18 protein-coding genes are annotated in these 15,816 nt (G+C 71.1%); 10 read left to right on the top strand and 8 right to left on the bottom strand.

The window, feature by feature from the left end; translation table 11 throughout:
* Positions 1–101 precede the first annotated feature (101 nt).
* On the bottom strand, positions 102–449 hold the full coding sequence (locus tag ACWD10_RS28820) for a TlpA family protein disulfide reductase (protein ID WP_451096093.1): 348 nt from the start codon (positions 447–449) through the stop codon (positions 102–104).
* A 307-nt stretch (positions 450–756) separates the two neighbouring features.
* On the opposite strand from ACWD10_RS28820, the gene ACWD10_RS28815 reads away from it, so the two are divergent.
* Positions 757–1,470 (top strand): lysophospholipid acyltransferase family protein, encoded by a 714-nt coding sequence (locus tag ACWD10_RS28815; protein WP_451096091.1) that lies wholly within the window; start codon positions 757–759, stop codon positions 1,468–1,470.
* Between the two features lie 73 nt (positions 1,471–1,543).
* Here ACWD10_RS28815 and ACWD10_RS28810 read toward each other — a convergent pair whose 3' ends face one another.
* The 6 genes from ACWD10_RS28810 to ACWD10_RS28785 all read right to left on the bottom strand — a co-directional run bounded on the left by ACWD10_RS28810 (position 1,544) and on the right by ACWD10_RS28785 (position 7,948).
* Positions 1,544–2,242, bottom strand: coding sequence for a B3/B4 domain-containing protein (locus ACWD10_RS28810; protein ID WP_451096089.1), 699 nt, complete (start codon positions 2,240–2,242; stop codon positions 1,544–1,546).
* 103 nt (positions 2,243–2,345) lie between these two features.
* Positions 2,346–3,416, bottom strand: a complete 1,071-nt coding sequence (locus ACWD10_RS28805; RefSeq protein ID WP_451096175.1) for a threonine aldolase family protein — start codon at positions 3,414–3,416, stop codon at positions 2,346–2,348.
* Entirely contained in the window at positions 3,413–4,186 is a 774-nt protein-coding gene (locus ACWD10_RS28800) for an SDR family NAD(P)-dependent oxidoreductase (RefSeq protein WP_451096087.1), read from the bottom strand. The genes ACWD10_RS28805 and ACWD10_RS28800 overlap by 4 nt, the downstream gene beginning before the upstream one ends.
* A 26-nt stretch (positions 4,187–4,212) precedes the next feature.
* The gene (locus tag ACWD10_RS28795) at positions 4,213–5,610 is read right to left on the bottom strand and encodes a DUF6421 family protein (RefSeq protein ID WP_451096085.1); all 1,398 of its coding nucleotides are present in this window, start codon (positions 5,608–5,610) and stop codon (positions 4,213–4,215) included.
* Between the two features lie 81 nt (positions 5,611–5,691).
* Entirely contained in the window at positions 5,692–6,744 is a 1,053-nt protein-coding gene (locus tag ACWD10_RS28790) for an alpha/beta hydrolase (protein WP_451096083.1), read from the bottom strand.
* Between the two features lie 85 nt (positions 6,745–6,829).
* Complete coding sequence (locus ACWD10_RS28785; protein ID WP_451096081.1) at positions 6,830–7,948, bottom strand: LLM class flavin-dependent oxidoreductase; 1,119 nt, start codon at positions 7,946–7,948, stop codon at positions 6,830–6,832.
* Positions 7,949–8,114: 166 nt separating this feature from the next.
* Here ACWD10_RS28785 and ACWD10_RS28780 point away from each other — a divergent pair, with 166 nt between their 5' ends.
* From ACWD10_RS28780 to ACWD10_RS28770, 3 genes are all read left to right on the top strand, one after another.
* Positions 8,115–8,747: a helix-turn-helix transcriptional regulator gene (locus ACWD10_RS28780; protein ID WP_451096079.1), complete on the top strand. Its 633-nt coding sequence runs from the start codon at positions 8,115–8,117 to the stop codon at positions 8,745–8,747.
* A gap of 119 nt (positions 8,748–8,866) precedes the next feature.
* Positions 8,867–8,992 (top strand): hypothetical protein, encoded by a 126-nt coding sequence (locus ACWD10_RS28775; protein ID WP_451096077.1) that lies wholly within the window; start codon positions 8,867–8,869, stop codon positions 8,990–8,992.
* A 71-nt stretch (positions 8,993–9,063) separates the two neighbouring features.
* Positions 9,064–9,747 carry a glycerophosphodiester phosphodiesterase gene (locus ACWD10_RS28770; protein ID WP_451096075.1) on the top strand — a complete coding sequence of 228 codons (684 nt, stop codon included), beginning with the start codon at positions 9,064–9,066 and terminating at the stop codon, positions 9,745–9,747.
* A gap of 27 nt (positions 9,748–9,774) precedes the next feature.
* Here the strand turns inward: ACWD10_RS28770 and ACWD10_RS28765 are convergent, their stop codons facing one another.
* The gene (locus ACWD10_RS28765) at positions 9,775–10,320 is read right to left on the bottom strand and encodes a GNAT family N-acetyltransferase (protein ID WP_451096073.1); all 546 of its coding nucleotides are present in this window, start codon (positions 10,318–10,320) and stop codon (positions 9,775–9,777) included.
* Between the two features lie 91 nt (positions 10,321–10,411).
* Here ACWD10_RS28765 and ACWD10_RS28760 point away from each other — a divergent pair, with 91 nt between their 5' ends.
* From ACWD10_RS28760 to ACWD10_RS28735, 6 genes are all read left to right on the top strand, one after another.
* A complete protein-coding gene (locus ACWD10_RS28760; protein WP_451096071.1) occupies positions 10,412–10,798 on the top strand; it encodes a VOC family protein in 387 nt (128 codons plus the stop codon).
* 230 nt (positions 10,799–11,028) lie between these two features.
* Positions 11,029–12,318: a cytochrome P450 gene (locus ACWD10_RS28755; RefSeq protein WP_451096069.1), complete on the top strand. Its 1,290-nt coding sequence runs from the start codon at positions 11,029–11,031 to the stop codon at positions 12,316–12,318.
* A gap of 194 nt (positions 12,319–12,512) precedes the next feature.
* The gene (locus ACWD10_RS28750; protein ID WP_451096067.1) at positions 12,513–13,127 is read left to right on the top strand and encodes a DUF5134 domain-containing protein; all 615 of its coding nucleotides are present in this window, start codon (positions 12,513–12,515) and stop codon (positions 13,125–13,127) included.
* Positions 13,128–13,199: 72 nt separating this feature from the next.
* On the top strand, positions 13,200–14,150 hold the full coding sequence (locus ACWD10_RS28745) for a M56 family metallopeptidase (protein WP_451096065.1): 951 nt from the start codon (positions 13,200–13,202) through the stop codon (positions 14,148–14,150).
* 165 nt (positions 14,151–14,315) lie between these two features.
* Complete coding sequence (locus ACWD10_RS28740) at positions 14,316–14,999, top strand: phosphatase PAP2 family protein (RefSeq protein WP_451096063.1); 684 nt, start codon at positions 14,316–14,318, stop codon at positions 14,997–14,999.
* Positions 15,000–15,074: 75 nt separating this feature from the next.
* Complete coding sequence (locus ACWD10_RS28735) at positions 15,075–15,785, top strand: HAD family hydrolase (protein ID WP_451096061.1); 711 nt, start codon at positions 15,075–15,077, stop codon at positions 15,783–15,785.
* Positions 15,786–15,816: the final 31 nt, after the last annotated feature.

Below are 15,816 nucleotides of genomic sequence, written 5' to 3'. Positions count from 1 at the left end.
CTGAGGTGCGCAGAGGTCCTGAAGAGGGCATTCCGGTTCGGTGTCAGGCTGACGACAGCCGTGGGGTGGCGTCAAGTGCGCCCCGGGATCTGCGAGATGGCTCATACTGCCTCGCCGAGGGCGGCGATGACGTCGGCCTTGCGGGGCATTCCGCCCGCCCGGCGCACCTCGCGACCGCCCGCGTCGAGCACGAGGACGGTGGGGGTGCGCTGGACGCCGAGGTCACGGACGAGCTGGAGGCTCTGTTCGGCGTCGATCTCGATGTGCGCGACGCCGGGGACGAGCGCCGTCACCTCGGTGAGGATCCGGCGGGTGGCCCGGCAAGGCTGACAGAAGGCGCTGGAGAACTGCACCAGAGTCGCGCGGGCGCCGAGCGGTGCGCCCAACTCGCGCTCCCCGAGCATCGTGCCGCGGTGGGCCACTCTTCGCCTCCTACGTCTCGTAGACATCCCGTACGTCTCGTGCGTCTGCTACGTCCGCGTGGTCGTCCGTACTTCAGTAGCGCGGCACCGACTGCCGTCTGTTACTTCAATAGCGCACAAAGCGACGCCGACAGGCTGGATGCCGTACTTCAGTAGCGCGGGAAAAGCCCTCGTCATTCCCTCACGTGACGAGGATCTCCCAGTTCACAGCCCCCAGGACTGGCCACTCGGCCGCTCATGCGGCACGATCGGGCCAACACCCGTACCTACGGGCCCGTAACTTTCCGCCCTCGGGAGCCCCCTTCCCAGGCGTACAGAAGGGTCGACTTCCCCCATGGCAGAGCTCGTCTACCGTCCGGTCATCGGTGCCGCCGTGACGTTGTTCAAGGCGCTCGACCTGAAGCTGGACGTCAAGGGCGCGGAGCATGTGCCGAGTTCGGGCGGGGCGGTCCTGGTCAGCAACCACATCGGCTATCTGGACTTCGTCTTCGCCGGGCTCGCGGCCCGGCCGCAGAAGCGCCTGGTGCGCTTCATGGCGAAGGACTCGGTCTTCCGGAACAAGGTCTCCGGACCGCTGATGCGCGGCATGAAGCACATTCCGGTGGACCGCGCGAACGGCGAGGTGGCCTATGCGCACGCCCTGGACTCGCTGCGCTCGGGGGAGATCGTGGGGGTCTTCCCGGAGGCGACGATCTCGACGTCCTTCACGCTGAAGAGCTTCAAGTCGGGCGCGGTACGGATGGCCCAGGAGGCCGGGGTTCCGCTGATTCCGGTGGCGCTGTGGGGCACCCAGCGGCTGTGGACCAAGGGCCGCCCGCGCAACCTCAAGCGCCAGCACATCCCGGTGACGATCCGGGTGGGCGAGGCGATCCAGGCCTCCCGGGAGCAGTACGCGGGGGCTCTGACGCGGAAGGTGCGCGAGCGGGTCGGCGAGCTCCTCGAGGCGGCGCAGCGCGCGTATCCGGCCCGCCCGAAGGGCCCGGAGGACTCCTGGTGGCTCCCGGCCCACCTGGGCGGTACGGCCCCGGTGCCCGCGCAGGGACGCTAAGGCCCGTCTCCCCGCTCTTCGCAGGCCCTGGGAGGCCGGAGGGTTGGGGGCGGGGCACAGCCCCCAGGACCTCTCAGTCGCCCGACGGGCTGTGCATGACCACCCGCGCCCCCGGGCTGAACTTCTCCAGAAGTTCCACCAGTTCGGCGCCCGCCTGCTCCAGCTCGGCGACCGTCATCGGCGCGAAGGACTCGAGCAGGAAGATGCCGCTCGTGGTGGCCTCGGTGAGGCGCGTGCGCGGGCCCTGGCGCCAGTTCCAGCGGCGGCAGGTGACGCCCTCGTCGTCGCACCACACGACCTCACCCGGCTCCGGGTGCTCGGTCACCTGCTCCCCCGCGGCGACCGTCACGAAGTCCTCCGTACCGGTCGCGCGGATCAGGCGCATGCCGCCCTTGATCAGGTCCAGGTCCTCGCCGCCCACGGGGATCAGATGGGCCACGCTGATCGCGTTGTAGACGTCGACGAGGACGTTGATCCGGGGCAGCCCGGCGTCGCTGAGTGCCCGCTTGGCGAGCGCCTCCGCGGAGTTGCGGGTGCGGTTGGGCTTGGCGCCGAACGCGGTGTACGCGGCGCGCCAGGCGGCCATGTGCGGGTCCTCGTGCGGGGCGCGTCCGTCCAGGCGCTCGGCGAGCCGGCGGGCGTCGTCGTCGAGCAGGGCCGAACTCTCCTCCGTACTGGGCCCGTTGACGAGTCCGTGGGCCTCGATGGCGAGGTGGGTGAAGCCCGGCACGAGGGTGCGCACTTCGTCGGACACGGTCAGCGAGAGCGTCATGGTCTGCCTCGGGTCGTCGTCAGGGAACGTCCCACCATAGTGCAGTAGAGTGCACCGTGCAGTCCAATCAGGCTGACTCGCCTCTCGAGCCGTCCTGACTCGGTTATCGAGCCATCTCCTCCTTGAGGGCGAGGACGAAGCCGTCGACGTCCTCCTCCGTGGTGTCGAAGGAGCACATCCAGCGCACGTCCCCGGCGGCCTCGTTCCAGAAGTAGAAGCGGTAGCGCTGCTGCAGCCGCTCGCTGACGTCGTGCGGGAGGCGTGCGAAGACCGCGTTGGCCTGCACCGGGTGCAGGATCTCGACGCCGTGGACGCCGCGCACGCCCTCGGCGAGGCGCTGGGCCATCTCGTTGGCGTGCCGGGCGTTGCGCAGCCACAGGTCCTTGGCGAGCAGCGCCTCCAACTGCACCGATACGAAGCGCATCTTGGAGGCCAGCTGCATGGACAGCTTGCGCAGGTGCTTCATGTGCTTGACGGCGTCGGGGTTGAGCACGACCACGGCCTCGCCGAACAGCGCGCCGTTCTTCGTACCGCCGAAGGAAAGGATGTCCACGCCCGCGCGGTACGTGAACGTCCGCATCGGGGTGTTCAGGGACGCGGCGGCGTTGGCTATCCGGGCGCCGTCGAGGTGCACGAGCATGCCCCGCTCATGGGCGTGCTCGCAGATCGCCCGGACCTCCTCGGGCGTGTAGACGGTGCCCAGTTCGGTGTTCTGGGTGATCGAGACGACCTGCGGCATCGCGCGGTGCTCGTCGTCCCAGCCGTACGCCTCCCGGTCGATCAGCTCGGGCGTGAGCTTGCCGTCCGGCGTGGGTACCCCGAGCAGCTTCAGGCCGCCGACGCGCTCGGGCGCCCCGCACTCGTCCACGTTGATGTGGGCGGTGTCGGCGCAGATGACGGCGCCCCAGCGATCGGTGACGGCCTGAAGCGCGGTGACGTTGGCGCCGGTGCCGTTGAAGACCGGGAACGCCTCGGCGCTCGCGCCGAAGTGGCCGCGGATCACCTGTTGCAGATGCTCGGTGTACGCGTCCTCGCCGTAGGCGACCTGGTGGCCGCCGTTGGCGAGGGCGAGGGCCGCGAGGATCTCGGGGTGCGCCCCCGCGTAGTTGTCGCTCGCGAATCCGCGTACAGCGGGATCATGATGGCGTCGCGCGTCGGTCTTGGGCGGGTTCACGGCTTCTCGGTCAGCCACAGACGGGTTCCGTTCACTTCCGAGGCGGGCCTCTCCCAGAGTCCGGCGATGGCCTCGGCCAGCTCCTTCACATCCGTGAAGCCCGCGAACTTCGCATTGGGGCGCTCCGCGCGCATCGCGTCGTGCACCAGTGCCTTGACGACCAGGATCGCAGCCGCCGAGGTCGACGCCTCGTCGCCCCGGGCCTTGGCGGCCTTGCGGAAGGCGTCGCCGACGGCGAGCGTCCAGGCCTCCGCGGCCGCCTTCGCCGCGGCGTACGCGGCGTTCCCCGCGGTCGGCTTACTGGCACCGGCGGCGGTGGTCAGGATGTAGCGGCCGCGGTCGCTGCGGTCCAGGGCGTCGTAGAAGGCGAGCGAGGTGTGCTGCACGGTGCGGACGAGCAGCTTCTCCAGGAGGTCCCAGTCGGCCACGTCGGTCTCGGCGAAGGTGGCGCTGCCGCGCCAGCCGCCGACGAGATGCACCAGGCCGTCGACCCTGCCGAACTCCTTCTCGGTCCTGGCCGCCCACTCGCGGGTCGCGTCCAGGTCGAGCAGGTCGACGGTGTCACCGGTGACGGTGGCCCCGCCGTGCGCGTACCGCGCGGCGTCCACGGCCTCCGCGAGCCGGGCGGCGTCCGAGTCGCAGGAGACGACGACGGCCCCCGCCTCGGCAAGCCTGAGCAAGGTCGCGCGGCCCGCGGGGCCGCCGCCGCCCGCCACCGCGACCACCGCGCCGCTCAGGGCGCCATTGCCGTTTCCATTGCCGTTCGTCATGGTCCTCACCTCCGCGCCGGGGGCGCTCACGCGGCCGCCTGTCCAGTACTCGTGGCCGTGATGCCCTTGGTGGAGGCGATCACACCTTTGAGCTTCTTGGAGAGCGCCTCATAGAACATGCTCAGGGGAAATTCGTCGGGCAGCACCTCGTCCACGAGTTTCCGCGGCGGCAGCGAGGTGTCCAGGGCGTCCGGGCCCTTGGCCCAGCGGGACCCGGGGTGCGGCGCGAGATAGCGCGAGACCAGTTCGTACCCGGCGAACCAGTGCACCAGCTTCGGCCGGTCGATGCCGTCCCGGTAGAGCTTCTCGATCTCGGCGCAGAGCTGGTTGGTGACCTGCGGCGCCCGCTCCCAGTCGATCTTGAGGGTGTTGTCGGTCCAGCGGACCACGTCGTGCTTGTGCAGATACGCGAAGAGCAGCTGACCGCCGAGCCCGTCGTAGTTGCGGACCCGCTCGCCGGTGACCGGGAAGCGGAACATCCGGTCGAAGAGCACCGCGTACTGCACGTCCCGGCCCTGCGGGACGCCGTCGTCCGCCAGCTTCACGGCCTCCTTGAAGGCGGTGAGGTCGCAGCGGAGCTCCTCGAGGCCGTACATCCAGAACGGCTGCCGCTGCTTGATCATGAAGGGGTCGAAGGGCAGATCGCCGTGGCTGTGGGTGCGGTCGTGGACCATGTCCCACAGGACGAAGGCCTCCTGGCAGCGCTCCTGGTCGGCGATCATCGCGCGGATGTCGTCGGGCAGTTCGAGGCCGAGGATGTCGACGGCGGCCTCGGTGACCCGGCGGAAGCGGGCCGCCTCGCGGTCACAGAAGATGCCGCCCCAGCTGAACCGCTCGGGGGCCTCGCGCACGGCGATGGTCTCGGGGAACAGCACCGCGGAGTTGGTGTCGTACCCGGCGGTGAAGTCCTCGAAGGTGATGCCGCAGAACAACGGGTTGTCGTAGCGGGTGCGCTCCAAATCGGCCAGCCAGTCGGGCCAGACCATCTTCAAAACGACCGCCTCGAGGTTGCGGTCCGGGTTGCCGTTCTGCGTGTACATCGGGAAGACGACCAGGTGCTCAAGGCCGTCGGCGCGGTGCGCGGCGGGCTGGAAGGCGAGCAACGAGTCCAGGAAGTCCGGTACTTCGAAGCCTTCCTCGGCCCAGCGGCGCAGATCGGCGATGAGCGCACGGTGGTACTCGGCGTCGTGCGGCACCAGCGGCGAGAGCTGCTCGATGGCGGATACGACGCGCTCCACGGCGAGTTGGGCGTGGTCGCGGGCGGGCGCGCCCTCCGCCTCGAAGTCGATCGAGCCGTCCTTCGACTGCCAGGGCCGGATCTCTTCCACGGCCTTCTTGAGCAGGGGCCATGCCGGGTGCTCCACGACCCGCTCGGCAGAAGGAATTCGCCCTTCCGCAGTGGCCTGCACCAGCATTTCCGTCATGACACTTCCTCCACAGGAGAACCTCGCGTACGGACACGTTAGGCATGCGAGGTTCTCCGCCACAAGAGGGATCTTGGGAAATTATCCTGCGGCATCCCCACCTGCACCGGAGTTCTTCCCGTCAGACACCGACCTCGCGGCCGTATCGGGCGCGGTGGCCGCAATCGCCGCGGCAGCTTCCTGTACGGCGGTCCGGGCCTCGGGGATCAGCTCGGCGAACCCGAAGAAGCCGTGGAACATGGCCGGAAAGTGACCCTCGGTCACCGGCACCCCCGCGTGGCGTAGCCGCTCGGCGTAGGCCAGCCCCTCGTCGCAGAGCGGGTCGCAGCCCGCGGTCACCACATGGGCCGGCGGCAGTCCGCGCAAATCGCCGCGCAGGGGCGAGACCTGCGGATGGGTCCGCTCCGTGCCCGGCGCCAGGTACTGCTGCTCGAACCAGCGCATGTGGGCAATTGAGAGGAAATATCCGGTTCCGTTGCGGGTGTACGAGGGCCACTCCCGCCCCATGTCGGTCGCCGGATAGACCAGGACCTGGAGTGCGAGCGCGGGCCCGCCGCGATCCCGGGCGGTCTGCGCGAGGACGGCCGCGAGGTTGCCGCCCGCGCTGTCCCCCGCGACGACCAGGGCCCCCGGGTCCCCGCCGAGCTCGCCGACGTGTGCCGCCGTCCACTCCAGGGCCGCCCAGGCGTCCCGCAGCCCGGCCGGGAAGGGGTGCTCCGGGGCGAGCCGGTAGTCCACCGCGACGACGGCCGCGCCGGACTCGCGGCACAGGTGCCGGGCCGTGCCGTCGTGGCTGTCGAGCGAGCCGATGGCGAAGCCGCCGCCGTGCAGGAACACCACGGTGGGCCGGGGGCCCGGCGCCGCGGCGGGGTCCGGCAGATAGATACGTACGGGTATGTCCGGATCACCCTCGAGCCCGGGGATCGTCCGGTCCTCGACGGAGCCCACCTCGGGCGGGCCCCACGGCGGCTTCGGCAGCGTGGCGAGGATGCGGCGGGCCTCGGCCGCGTCCGTGACGGTGCCGCCGAGGTCGGGGAAGACGTCGGTGATCATGTCGACCAGGGCCCGTGTCTCGGGGGCGAGCCGGTCCTCGGCGGGACGGCCCTCCGCCGGACGTTCTTCAGTAGTGCCCATCGAGCAGCCTCCTGCTGTCGGTTGTCGTGTCGCGTACGCCGCACGCGTCCAGGTCTACGTACGGCCGTCGGGCAGGCCCCCGCCGCTACCCGCGGAAGTGCGGAATGACCTTCTCCCCCCACTGCCGGAGCGTCTCCAGGCAGGCCCCCTGCGGGACCGTACCCATCTGTATGAGGCACATGATTTCGTCGGCGCCCGCGTCCCTGAGCCGCTCTACGTAGGAGATGGCGTCGTCGGCCGTGCCATAGGCGTGGTCCGCGTTGAAGGTCGCCGTGGAGCTGGGGCGTACCGGAATTCGGTGCTCGTGCAGCCGGGCCACGACCTGTTCGGCGGCCCTGCGCATCTCCGCGGCCTCGTCCGCGCCCTCGACCACCGCCTCGTCGGGGATACCGGCGCCGCCGTACCAGTGCCCGATGGACTGGGCGAAGAACCGCTGCCCGCGGATGCCGATGCTCCGGGCCGTCTCGCGGTCGTCGAGCACGATGGTCGGGCAGAGCACCGAGAAGTGGTCGTTGACGACGGTAGAGACGAGACGGTCCGTTCCGCGCTTGCTGATGGCGGCGTCGTACGCCGTCCGCATCCCGGCGATCGACTCGGGCCCGGCGAACCCCATCACCAGGGCGCCGATGCCGAGTTCGGCGGCCTGCGTGAGCGTCTCCGTACGGCTACAGGCGAGGAAGAGCGGCGGGTGCGGGGTCTGCCGGGGGCGCGGCAGGATCGGGTGCGGGTCGATGTCGAGCAGCTCGCCGTGGTGTTCGAGCTCGTCGCGCTGCCACGCCTTGCCGATGATCCGCAGCGCCTCCTCGACCTCCTGCGTGGTGCGCTCCTTGTCGACGCCGCACAGCGAGGTCTCCTGTACGGTGCCGCCGCGCCCGGCGCCGAGGTCCAGGCGCCCGCCGGAGAGCAGGTCGAGCATCGCGGCCCGCTCGGCGACGCGCACCGGGTGGTTGAAGTTGAACGGCATGCACACCACGCCGTGGCCGATCCGGATCCGGCTCGTCCGCGCCGCGACCCAGGTGAGGAAGATCTCCGGGGCGCTCATATGCGCGTACCACTTGAGCGAGTGGTGCTCCACCGCCCAGATCCGGTCAAAACCCATCTCCTCTGCGAGTACGGCCTGTTCCACGCAGTCGCGGATCACCTGGTGCTCGCGCTCGACGGTCGGGTCGGCCAGCTGGGCCTCGAAGATCACGGAGAACTTCACGGTGCCTCCTGGGAGTTGAATGCCGTGCCCGTTCTTTCAATTAGCTATATGACTAGTCGTCAGATGCGGCGGTGGCAAGAGGTACGACGGCGGGAAGCCCGGACCCCAACACCCGGACCGGGCAAGGGGATTGCGCGGACCGCGGCGCTCCGCCTTCAATGCGGCCATGGGTGATCACCAGGAGACGCGGCACGGCACGGACTCGGCGGACCCCGGCGACGGACTGCCGCCGACCGCGTGGGCCGTGCTCGGCCTGCTCTCCTTCCCCGGCGAGCGGACCGGTTACGAGCTGAAGAAGTGGGCGGACGCCTCGCTGCGGTTCTTCTACTGGTCGCCCGCGATCAGCCAGATCTACGCCGAGCTGCGCCGCCTCGAGGCCCGCGGCTACGTCACGTCGCGCCGCTCGGGACCGGAGGCGCCGCGCACCAAGCGGACGTACGCCATCACGGACGCGGGCCGCGCGGCGCTCGCCGCCTGGGCGGGCGCGGCCGACGACGTCGGCGCCCCGGTGCTCAAGCACCCGCTGCTGCTGCGCGTCTGGCTCGGCCACCTGACCGCGCCGGAGCGGCTGCGGGCGCAGGTGCACGAGCACCTCGCCCGCACCCGGGGCGAGTTGGCGGAGGTCCGCGACGCCCTGGCGCGCGCCGGGGGCGTGGAGGCGTGGGCGCACCCGCAGATAGCGCTGCGCTGGAGCGAGCGGCGGCTGCTTTCGGAACTGGAGCTCGCCGAGTCGATGTTGAAGGATCTGGCCGAGCTGCCCGGCCTCGCCGATGTGGCCGATCAGGCTGATCCTTCGTAGGGCCGCGTCAAGTGTCCTCCGGCCGCGCCCACATACGAGTGAGCCGGGTCGCGGTGCTCCGCGGGCGGGCGGTAGGACGGCCGGGTCCGTACTCGTCCGTCAGCCGGAGCAGCGTTCCCGTGAGCACCCGTGCCGTTCTTGTCCTCGCCGTCCTCACCGGCCTCGTCCTGGGCATCGCCGGGGCCAGGCCGGACCACTCCACTCCTCCTGTTCGACCCGGTTCCATCGCGGTGCAGGAACGTTAGGCTGCGAGCTTGCCGCGCGGCGCAGGGACCGCCCCGCGCGGGGAGCCGCCGTCGACGGAAGCGAGTGAACCTTGAACTTCCTCACCATCGGTCATCGCGGAGTCATGGGCATCGAACCCGAGAACACCCTCCGCTCGTTCATCGCCGCGGAACGTGCCGGCCTTGACGTCATCGAGCTCGATCTGCACCTGAGCAAGGACGGCGCGCTCGTCGTCATGCACGACGCCCATGTGGACCGTACGACCGACGGTTCGGGCCCGATCGCCGAGCAGACCCTCGACGAACTGCGCGCGCTCGACGCCGGGAAGGGCGAGCGCATCCCCGTCTTCGACGAGGTCCTCGACGCGGTACGGGCCCCGCTACAGGCCGAGATCAAGAGCGTCGCGGCGGCCCGCGCGCTCGCCGAGGTGATGCACCGGCGCGACCTCGTCGCACGCGTGGAGGTGCTCTCCTTCCACGACGAGGCGCTCGCCGAGATCTCCCGGCTCGTCCCGGGCGTACGCACCGCGCTCGTCGCCAGCCGCTACGACACCGATGTCGTCGAGCGCGCCATCGAGGTCGGCGCCGGAACGCTGGTCCTGAACATCCGGCGGCTCACCCTGGAGACCGTCGAGCTGGCCCGCAAAGCGGACCTGCGGATCATCGGCTGGGTCGTGAACACGCAGGAGCACCTGCGCCTGGTGCGGGCCCTGGAGCTGGACGGCGCGACCACCGACTACCCGGACATCAAGCGGACCGGACGCTTCACCGCGTAGCGGCGTGACTCGATCGAGCGGCTTGACTCAATCGAGCGGCTTGACCAGGAGCTCGAACTGGAGATCGTCCCGGCGCGGGATGCCGAAGCGCTCATCGCCGTACGGGAAGGGCTGCATCTGTCCCGTACGGCGGTAGCCGCGCCGCTCGTACCAGGCGATGAGGTCCTCGCGCAGCGAGATCACGGACATCCGCATCTCGCGCACGCCCCAGGCCGCGAGGGCCGTACGCTCCGCCTCCGCGATGACCACCTTGCCGAGTCCGGCGCCCTGAAGCCCGGGCCGCACCGCGAACATCCCGAAGTACGCGGCGGTCCCCCGGTGCTCCAGCTGGCAGCAGGCGACCGACTCGCCGTCCCGCTCCACGACGAGCATCCGGCTGCGCGGAGGCCTGATCACCGCTCGTACGCTCTCGGGGTCGGTCCGCTGACCCTCGAGGATGTCCGCCTCGGTGGTCCACCCCGTGCGGCTCGTGTCACCCCGGTACGCCGACTCGATGAGCGCGACCAGAGCGTCCACGTCGCTGTCCGTGGCGTCCCGGAACGTGAGGCCTGCGGGGCGCTGATCGGTGTCCATGGCCAACCGTCTTTCTCTACCTGATAGGGACCGGCGTCTCCTGGGGCGAGACAGGTTGTCGAGGTTAACGCGAGGACTAAAGTCCCGTTCCATGGTCCACGTACTGAGCAGCCGTACGCTGCTGCGCCCCACCGACCCCGAGCGTGCCCGCGCCTTCTACGGCGAGACGCTGGGGCTCGCCGTCTACCGCGAGTTCGGCACCGGGCCCGATCGCGGCACCGTCTACTTCCTCGGCGGCGGCTTCCTGGAGGTCTCGGGCCGCGCCGAGCGTCCGCCGTCGCCCGGCATCCGGCTCTGGCTACAGGTGGCGGACCTGGCGGCGGCGCACGAGGAGCTGCGCGGCCGGGGCGTCGAGGTGGTGCGGGAGCCGCTGCGAGAGCCCTGGGGGCTCATCGAAATGTGGATCAAGGACCCGGACGGCAACGACCTCGTTCTGGTAGAGGTTCCCGCGGACCACCCGCTGCGCTACCGCCCCTGACACCCTGGCCCCGGCCTGAACCCCACCCCGAACCCTGCCCCCACTTATGCCGGTTGACCCCTTTCGTCCCCTGACTTGTGCCCCCATACCACCCTGACGAAAAATCCCCGCGCCCCTGATTCGCCCCTGATTCACGGCCGATGACCGCCCCTCGGGCGGCAGGCGGATACCCCGGCCACTTATGCTGACCCCTCGCAAAGGCAGCACCGACGGGGGGCTGTACGTCGACCATGGAGTTCACATTGAGGGCGAATCTCCGCTCCCGCATCGCCGCGCGGATCGGGCGCAAGTTCATCGCCAGGATCCAGAAATACGGAATCGGGTCCTCGACGATCTCGATGCTGCCCGCCGCGTTGCTGATGCCGCTGAAGCGGGACGAACTCGACCCAGTGCCCCAGCTGGCCGCGACCAGGGCCAAGGCGCCGATCAGCAAGGTGCCGCTGCCGTTCGGCATGGACGCCTGGGTGGTGACCGGGCACGAAGAGGTGAAGGCGGTCCTCGGCCGGGGCAACGCATTCAGCACCGACTTCACCAACCTCGCCGGAAATGCCGGGCTCGTGGAGGAGCAGAACCCGGGCGGCCTCGGCTTCGCCGATCCTCCGGTGCACACCCGGCTGCGCAAGATCCTCACGCCGGAGTTCACCATGCGCCGGCTCCGCCGGCTCACGCCGCGGATCGACGCCATCGTGGAGGAGCGCCTGGACGCGATGGCCGCGGCGGACGGGCCGGTCGACCTGGTGCAGGCATTCGCCCTGCCCATACCCTCGCTGACCATCTGCGAACTGCTCGGCGTGCCCTATGAGGACCGGCACGACTTCCAGCAGCTGAGCATGGCCCGCTTCGACCTCTCCGACGGCGCCATAGCCCCCTTCGGCGCCACCTCCGCCTCGCTCGACTACTTCCGCGAGGTCGTGAAGAAGCAGCGCGCGGAGCCGGGCGACGGGCTGCTCGGCATGATCGTCAAGGACCACGGGGACAACGTCGACGACGAGGAACTGGCCGGTCTCGCCGACGGCGTCCTGACCGGCGGCTTCGAGACCACCGCGTCCATGCTGGCGCTCGGCGCCCTGGTGCTGCTTCAGCACCCCGAGGCCGCCGACCGGATACGCGAGGACGACGACGCGGCCGCGCCGTTCGTCGAGGAGGCCCTGCGCTATCTGACCGTGGTGCAGCTGGCCTTCCCGCGGTTCGCCCGCGACGACATCGAAATAGCCGGGGTGCACATCCCCAAGGGCGACATGGTGCTCTGCTCGCTCAGCGGCGCCAACCGCGACGGCAAGTTCACGCTGGACAACGGCGACTTCGACCCGGACCGCAAGGCATCGGGGCACCTCGCCTTCGGCTACGGCATCCACCGCTGCATCGGCGCGGAACTGGCCCGGATGGAGCTGCGGGCCGCCTTCCCGGCGCTCGTGCGCCGCTTCCCCGAGATGCGCCTCGCGGTGCCGCAGGAGGAACTCGACTTCCGCAAGCTGTCGATCGTGTACGGCGTGGAGACGCTGCCGGTGCATTTGCGTTAGGGCGGGTCTTCCGTCTTCCGTAACCGACCGTCGGCTCGGTGGCCGCTTCTGGGGGCTGCGCCCCCAGACCCCCTTTCGCGCTGAACGCGCTCGTCCTCAAACGCCGGACGGGCTGAGTTTGCGTGCGCCGCATACGCCCCCGCGCCACCGGGCATCGACCCCTCGACACGGTTGCACGGTGGGGGGAGGTCACGGTGCACGGTCCGCCACTGGCCGGATGGCTGCTCGTCACCCTGTGCGCGGCGACGGGGGCGTACTGCCTGCTGCGGATGCGCAGTTCGGTCGCCGCGCAGCGGCACTCCGCGGGTGGCGAGGCGGTGATGGGGTTCGGCATGGCCGTGATGGCCGTACCGGCCGCGGTGTTCGCGCCGCCGCCGGTCGTCTGGCTCGGGCTCGCCGCGGTCTTCGGCGCGGCGGCCCTGCACACGGTGTGGTCGGCGACCCGATCGGCCGCGGGCGGCGGCTCGGGGCGGCAGGCGGCTGCTCCGGATCGGCTGCACCAACTGCACCATCTGCTCGGGGCGCTGGCCATGGTCTACATGTCGGTGGCCATGGCGGCGGTGCCCGCGGAGCATGCGGCGCACCACCGCGCGCAGGACGTTCCGCTCCTGACCGGCGCCCTGTTCGCGTACTACGCGGTGCACGTCCTGTGGTCCGGCACGCGCCTGGTGCCGGTGGCGGCACCGGCCGCGGCGGGCGGACCGGCCGCGCCGCCGCCCCCGCGCTCCTGGGGCGACCGTCCGGAACTGGTCCTTGCCTGCCGGGTGTCGATGGGGATCGCCATGCTGGTGATGCTGCTCACGATGTGACGAAACCGTGTCGTGCGTCACTTGGCGACGCAGGCCATACCCCCGGGTAGTCCCCGCTCGTAGGGTGGAGCCATGTGGGTCCCCGTCGCCATGCTGCTGCTCGGTGGCCTGACCGCTGTGCTGGCGCCGAGACTGCTCGCCCGCGCCCAGTGGCCGGACCGCGAACCTGTCGTCGCCCTGTGGGTGTGGCAGTGCGTCGTGGCGGCCGTGCTCCTGTGCTGTGCGCTGTCGATGGCGCTGAGCGCCGCCGCTGCCTGGCAGGTGGTGCGCGGCCATCTCTTCGCGCCCGCGCCCAGCGGCGTCGTGGAGGCGTACGCGCTCGGGGCGGGCGGGCCCTGGGCGGCCGTGGTCGCGCTGTCCCTCGCCGGTGGCGCCGTCTGGTCCGCGGCGATGCTCACCCGCGAGGTGCTCCGGGCCCGCGCCCGGCGCCGCGCGCACCGCGCCGAACTCCTGGTCCGCGCCCCGCTGCTGCCCGGCGAAGAACCGGGCGCGACCAGGCTCGTGCTGCTCGAGGGCGAGCGCCCGGACGCGTGGTGGCTACCCGGCGGCCCTGCGCGGCATGTGGCGCCCCAACTGGCCGTCACCACGGGCGCGTTGGGCCGTCTGAAGGGCCGCCAGCTGGATGCCGTACTCGCTCATGAGCAGGGCCACGCACGGGCCCGGCACGACTGGCTCCTGCACTGTTCGGGGGCGCTGGCCAACGGGTTCCCGCAGGTGCCGGTGTTCGCGGCGTTCCGCGACGAGGTGCACCGCCTGGTGGAGCTGGCCGCCGACGACGTGGCCTCGCGCCGGTTCGGGCGGCTGACCATCGCCCTCGCCCTCGTCGAACTCAACGAACACCGGGGCGTATTCGGTCCCTGCCCCACGCCCCAGGCCCAACTCCCCGACCGGGTGCACCGTCTCCTCACCGCCGAGCCCCGTCTCTCCGCCGGACACCGCCTCCGGCTCACGGCGACCGCGGCGCTCGTGCCCGTACTGCCGCTCCTTGTGGCATTCGTGCCCGGGCTCAGTGCGCTGGGGTAGGGCGGGGCTCAGTGCGCTGAGGTAGGGCGCTCTTGGGGTAGGGCGTTCTGCTCGGAGCATCAGGTCGTACGTCGTTCCAGGTTGTTCCAGGTCGTTCCAGGCGCGGGTGGAGATCCCCATGCACGGTTCTGGGCCGCGCAGGGGTCCGTCGGTCAGGATCGCCTCATGCGTTCCGCCGCCCCCCGCACCGCCGCCCCGCCCGTCCTACTGACTCTCCTCACCGTCCTTGCCCTGTTCACCTTGGCGCTGCTCATCGCCGTGGTCGCCAAGTGGCGGCCGCTGATGGCGTTCGACGGTGCCGTGGTGCGTACGACGCACCAGTGGGCCGTTGCCGAGCCGGAACTCACCCGGGCGAACCGGATTCTCACGGACTGGGTGTGGGACCCCTGGACCATGCGCGCCCTCACCGCGGCGGTGGTGGTGTGGCTGTGGTGGCGCGGGGCGCGGCGGCTCGCCGTGTGGCTCGGCGCGGCCACGCTCCTGGGGTCCCTGGTGTCGCAGGCCGCGAAGGCCGCGGTGGGCCGGGACCGGCCGAGCTGGCCGGATCCGGTGGACAGCGCGCAGTACGCGGCGTTCCCGTCCGGCCACGCCATGGCTGCGGCGGTCGCGGGCGGCCTGCTGCTCTGGGTGCTGCGGCGCCGTGGCGCCTCAACCGCCGTGTGGCGGACGGCACTCGTGCTCACCGCGGTGTCCGTCGCCGGGGTCGGCCTGACCCGGGTGTGGCTGGGCGTGCACTGGCCGTCCGACGTGGTCGGTGGCTGGCTGCTCGGCGCCCTGACGGTGACGGTGACCGTCCTGTCGTACGGAAAGCCACCCCCGGCCCGAACCGGCTCCAGACCCGGCCCCTGACCCGTCCCCTGACCCGGCCGCGCCCGAACAGGCCGTACTTGACCGGAGGTTGGGGCCGGGCGGAGCATCGCGGCCATGAACCGGATCTTCAAGGGCGTGCTCTTCGATTTCTCCGGGACGCTGCTGCGCATCGAGTCCACCGAGTCCTGGCTCGGCGCCGTCCTCGACGCGGCCCGCATCCCGCTCCCCGCACCCGAGTTCCGCCACCTCGCCACCGACCTGGACCGGGCCGGTGCGCTGCCCGGCGGCTCCTGGCCCGAGGAAGTGCCGGAGGACCTGGCCGAGCTGTGGGCCACCCGCGACCGCAGCGCCGAGCGGCACCGCGCCGCGTACACCGGACTCTCCCGACGGGTCCCGCTGCCCGAGCCAGGGCTCACCGATCTCCACGATGCCCTGTACGAACGCCACAAGACCCCGGCCGCCTGGAGCCCCTACCCGGACGCGGCCGCCGTCCTCGGCGCGCTGCACGAGCGCGGCACCCGGGTCGCCGTGGTCAGCAACATCGGCTGGGACCTGCGGCCGGTGTTCCGCGAGCACGGCCTCGACCCGTACATCGACGCGTATGTCCTGTCGTACGAACACGGCATCCAGAAGCCGGATACGCGGCTCTTCGCCGTGGCCTGCGAGGCCTTGGGGGTGGCGCCCGAGGACGCGCTCATGGTCGGTGACGACCGGCGCGCGGACGGCGGAGCGGCGGAGCTCGGCTGCGGGGTGCACTTCGTGGAGCCGCTGCCGGTCGGGGAACGCCCGCAGGGGTTGCTTCCGGTCCTGGGCATGACCGGCTGACCAGCCGCCCGAGCACCGGCGGGCCGCCACC

It is taken from the genome of Streptomyces sp. NPDC002851 (assembly GCF_053591935.1).
Note: the sequence above shows the minus strand (reverse complement) of the source record. Positions and strands in the feature narration are given on the sequence as shown.

Coding starts and splice junctions, on each gene's coding strand:
- ACWD10_RS28820 (WP_451096093.1), bottom strand. CDS start 449: ATGTCTACGAGACGTAGGAGGCGAAGAGTGGCCCACCGCGGCACGATG.
- ACWD10_RS28815 (WP_451096091.1), top strand. CDS start 757: ATGGCAGAGCTCGTCTACCGTCCGGTCATCGGTGCCGCCGTGACGTTG.
- ACWD10_RS28810 (WP_451096089.1), bottom strand. CDS start 2,242: ATGACGCTCTCGCTGACCGTGTCCGACGAAGTGCGCACCCTCGTGCCG.
- ACWD10_RS28800 (WP_451096087.1), bottom strand. CDS start 4,186: ATGACGAACGGCAATGGAAACGGCAATGGCGCCCTGAGCGGCGCGGTG.
- ACWD10_RS28795 (WP_451096085.1), bottom strand. CDS start 5,610: ATGACGGAAATGCTGGTGCAGGCCACTGCGGAAGGGCGAATTCCTTCT.
- ACWD10_RS28790 (WP_451096083.1), bottom strand. CDS start 6,744: ATGGGCACTACTGAAGAACGTCCGGCGGAGGGCCGTCCCGCCGAGGAC.
- ACWD10_RS28780 (WP_451096079.1), top strand. CDS start 8,115: ATGGGTGATCACCAGGAGACGCGGCACGGCACGGACTCGGCGGACCCC.
- ACWD10_RS28765 (WP_451096073.1), bottom strand. CDS start 10,320: ATGGACACCGATCAGCGCCCCGCAGGCCTCACGTTCCGGGACGCCACG.
- ACWD10_RS28760 (WP_451096071.1), top strand. CDS start 10,412: ATGGTCCACGTACTGAGCAGCCGTACGCTGCTGCGCCCCACCGACCCC.
- ACWD10_RS28755 (WP_451096069.1), top strand. CDS start 11,029: ATGGAGTTCACATTGAGGGCGAATCTCCGCTCCCGCATCGCCGCGCGG.
- ACWD10_RS28745 (WP_451096065.1), top strand. CDS start 13,200: ATGTGGGTCCCCGTCGCCATGCTGCTGCTCGGTGGCCTGACCGCTGTG.
- ACWD10_RS28740 (WP_451096063.1), top strand. CDS start 14,316: ATGCGTTCCGCCGCCCCCCGCACCGCCGCCCCGCCCGTCCTACTGACT.
- ACWD10_RS28735 (WP_451096061.1), top strand. CDS start 15,075: ATGAACCGGATCTTCAAGGGCGTGCTCTTCGATTTCTCCGGGACGCTG.